Here is a 3,739-nt window from a genome sequence, read left to right as displayed (position 1 = left end):
TTGCCCTTCAACGCAGGCAGGCTTGCGCGATCATGGCAGGATTCGTCGGCACAAACCGGGACCGGACGATCCATGCCGATCAACGCCTCATCATCCCCGGCAGGCAAGGGCTGTTCCACCAGCGCCACGCCCAGCCGCACCAGATGTGGGGCAAGATCAGCGTAAACCTCAGCCGACCAGCCCTCGTTGGCGTCTACAATGATCTTCGAATTGGGCGCACCCGCACGCACGGCCTCAAGCCGGGGCATGTCATCGGGCGTGCCCAGCTTGATCTTCAACAAAGGCCGATGCGCATTGGCTGCCGCCTGCGCCTGCATCGCTTCCGGCGTGTCCAAAGACAGGGTATATGCGGTGATCTCAGGACCCGGAACAGGCAAACCCGCCAGTTCCCACGCCCGTTTGCCAGCGCGCTTGGCTTCAAGGTCCCACAGCGCGCAATCCACCGCGTTGCGTGCGGCGCCTGCGGGCAACAGATCCATCAGACCGTCGCGCGAAAACTCAGCAGGCAGCCCGGCAATCTCAGCCTCAACAGACGCCAGCGTTTCATCATAGCGCGCATAAGGCACACATTCGCCCCAGCCCTGATGCGCCCCATCCGACACCCGCACCGTCAGCACTTGCGCCTCGGTCCGCGACCCACGAGAGATCGTGAACACCTGCGCCAACCGAAACACATCCCGAGAGACGTCAATCCGCACGCGACCACTCCTTCATCTTTTCCCAAATACTCCCGCCGGAGGCCGAGATTTTTCGTCGAAAAATCTCACCCACCCCCAGCGGTGTTCTTAGATCAAAGCGCAGCCAGCGCTTCAACCAGCTTGCCCGACCCGAACCGGAACGGATCAGTCGCGGACAGGCCCATCTCGGCCTCAAGCGCAGACAGATAGGCGGTCGCGTCCTGCTCGCTCATATGCTGGGTGTTGACCGAAATCCCGACCACCTGACAATCCGGGTTCGCCACCCGCGCCAGATGCAGCGCCGTCTCGCGCAGCGCCTCAAGCGAAGGCAGTTCGTAGGTCGGCAGACCGCGCATATGGGCGCGAGTCGGCTCGTGGCATAGGATCAGCGCATCAGGCTGGCCGCCATGGATCAGGGCCATGGTCACACCGGAATAGGACACGTGGAAGAGTGAGCCCTGACCTTCGATCAGGTCCCAGTGATCTTCGTCATTGTCCGGGGTCAGCCATTCTACCGCACCGGCCATGAAATCCGCAATCACCGCGTCCAGCGGCACGCCGTCGCCGGTGATCAGAATGCCTGTCTGACCGGTGGCGCGGAAGGTGGCCTTCATGCCACGCTTGCGCATCTCGGCATCCATCGCCATCGCCGTATACATCTTGCCGACCGAACAATCGGTGCCCACAGCCAGACAGCGCTTGCCGGTGCGTTTGATGCCGTTTGCGATCGGATAATCCACCTCGGGGATACGCACGTCATGCAGCTTGCGGCCCGTGGCTTCGGCCACCGCGACCAGATCGGGCTCGTCCCGCAGCAGGTTATGCAGGCCCGAGGCCAGATCGAACCCTTCCTCCAGCGCGGTCACCAGAACCTTTTTCCATTCCTGACTGATCACACCGCCCCGGTTGGCGACACCGATGACCAGTGTCTTGGCGCCAGCTTCACGCGCCTCGACCAATGTCATGTCGGTCAGGCCCAGATCCGCGTTGCACCCATCCATGCGGAATTGTCCCACCGCGTTTTCGGGACGCCAGTCCTTGATTCCAACCGCAACCTTGGCGGCCAATTGATCGGGCGCATCGCCCAAAAACAGCAGATACGGTGTCTCGATCATGCGGTGCACTCCTTTTGTTACCGGCGCAGGCTAGTAAGAAACCCCGACGAGTGTTTCGCGTTTTCCTTCGGCTAAAATCACCTCACCGGGAGATTTTCGCGCCATTCCTGAATTTGGCGCATATTTCTTGCAAGTTTTCACAGTGATTAATCTTTAATCACCAAAGACGCAGTATATCCCGGCGAATGCTGCAATTGCATTGCCGCGATTGCACAAAGATGCTTGCGAAGCTCTGGGCAATTTAATACCTCATTTGGCAAGAAAATCGCAATTTCCTTACCTGAACGAGGTCCAGATGAGCTTTCGCATCCAACCCGCCGCCCCGGCCCGGCCCAATCGTTGTCAGTTGTTCGGCCCCGGTTCGAACACCAAGCTGTTTCCCAAAATGGCAGCTTCGGCGGCAGATGTGATCAACCTTGATCTTGAGGATTCCGTGGCACCCTCGGACAAGGACGTGGCCCGCGCCAACGTGATCGAGGCACTGAACACCGTCGATTGGGGCAACAAATACATGTCGGTCCGGATCAACGGGCTGGACACGCCCTATTGGTATCGCGATGTGGTGGATGTGCTGGAGCAGGCCGGCGACCGGCTGGACCAGATCATGATCCCCAAGGTCGGTTGCGCGGCGGATGTCTATGCGGTCGACGCGCTGGTCACCGCCATTGAGCGGGCCAAGGGTCGCACCAAGCCGATTTCCTTCGAGGTGATCATCGAATCCGCTGCCGGTATCGCCCATGTCGAGGAAATCGCCGCCTCGTCCCCACGCATGCAGGCGATGAGCCTGGGCGCTGCCGATTTCGCGGCCTCGATGGGTATGCAGACCACCGGCATCGGCGGGACGCAGGAAAACTATTACATGCTGCGCGAGGGTAAAAAGCACTGGTCTGATCCGTGGCACTGGGCGCAGGCTGCCATCGTCGCCGCCTGCCGCACCCACGGCGTTTTGCCGGTAGACGGGCCGTTTGGCGATTTCTCGGATGACGAAGGCTATATCGCGCAAGCCAGACGCTCGGCCACGCTGGGCATGGTCGGCAAATGGGCCATCCACCCCAAACAGATCGCATTAGCCAATCAGGTCTTCACCCCGTCAGACGAGGCCGTGTCCGAAGCACGTGAAATCCTCGCCGCAATGGAACAGGCCAAGGCCAATGGCGAGGGTGCAACCGTCTACAAAGGGCGTCTGGTGGATATTGCGTCGATCAAACAGGCCGAGGTGATCGTGGCACAGGCCGAGTTGATCGCGGCCAGCTAATGAAAAAGGCGCTGGTTTCAGCGCCTTTCCCTCCAAAAGTCAGCGCCCGAAGACATCATTGGGCGTCCAGGTAAACCGCTCGCCCTGCTTGCCCCATTTCATCATCAGGCAGGACGTGCCCTTTTTCTGGAAATAGTCGATCTTCAATGCATACCATCCGGCCTGAGGCACTTCGACCTCGGTCCGTTGGTTGGCGTCACATCCCTGAATACCACTGACATAGCCGATCTGCTGACCGCCAACCCAGGCATCGATCCCGTCATTCGACCAGGTCTCAAGCTCATAGATACCGGGCGCATCAAACCGGATATAGCCTGTTACCTGAGCGGCAACGTTATAAGCCTGATTGAAGGTCAGTACCGGTTCGCCTTCTGTGGTATCGCGGTAATCCAGCCCGATCAGAGGTGTCCCGGGCTGCGCCTTCTTGATCAGTTGCTTGGCCTTGGCCATGTTCTGAATCTTGCGCGGCGGATTGCCTTCCCACTTATATTTGACGTCCAAACCCGCTTTGGGGTTCGAGGGCTGCGGGCTTGCCGGTTGCAGTTTCAGAGGCGCGGCAAACGCCGCACTGGCGATCATCGCCATGGCAATGGCCAACCCTCCGGTCCGAATAAATTTCATGGTCTTCTCCCTGAGTGCGCCTCTTGCGGTGTTTTCACCATTCGGGCGGCATTATCGAAGAAAACTCTAGG

The 3,739-nt window shown here is 59.6% G+C and carries 4 protein-coding genes; 1 reads left to right on the top strand and 3 read right to left on the bottom strand.

Annotated elements, in window-relative coordinates; all coding sequences use genetic code 11:
• Together MPJ51_RS15895 and dgcN are read right to left on the bottom strand one after the other, a co-directional pair.
• Positions 1 to 698, bottom strand: a 698-nt coding sequence (locus tag MPJ51_RS15895; protein ID WP_298388699.1) for a dipeptide epimerase, incomplete at its 3' end; no start/stop codon positions are given.
• 92 nt (positions 699 to 790) lie between these two features.
• Positions 791 to 1,792, bottom strand: a complete 1,002-nt coding sequence (gene dgcN / locus MPJ51_RS15890; RefSeq protein ID WP_298388697.1) for an N-acetyltransferase DgcN — start codon at positions 1,790 to 1,792, stop codon at positions 791 to 793.
• A gap of 295 nt (positions 1,793 to 2,087) precedes the next feature.
• On the opposite strand from dgcN, the gene MPJ51_RS15885 reads away from it, so the two are divergent.
• Positions 2,088 to 3,047, top strand: coding sequence for an L-malyl-CoA/beta-methylmalyl-CoA lyase (locus tag MPJ51_RS15885; protein ID WP_298388696.1), 960 nt, complete (start codon positions 2,088 to 2,090; stop codon positions 3,045 to 3,047).
• A gap of 39 nt (positions 3,048 to 3,086) precedes the next feature.
• Here MPJ51_RS15885 and MPJ51_RS15880 read toward each other — a convergent pair whose 3' ends face one another.
• The gene (locus MPJ51_RS15880) at positions 3,087 to 3,668 is read right to left on the bottom strand and encodes a PA14 domain-containing protein (protein ID WP_298388694.1); all 582 of its coding nucleotides are present in this window, start codon (positions 3,666 to 3,668) and stop codon (positions 3,087 to 3,089) included.
• Positions 3,669 to 3,739 lie beyond the last annotated feature (71 nt).

Origin of the sequence: Ruegeria sp. (assembly GCF_028066395.1) — a bacterium.
Classification (GTDB): Bacteria; Pseudomonadota; Alphaproteobacteria; order Rhodobacterales; family Rhodobacteraceae; genus Ruegeria.
The sequence above is the reverse complement of the archived record's forward strand: the minus strand, read 5'-3'. Positions and strand labels throughout refer to the sequence as shown.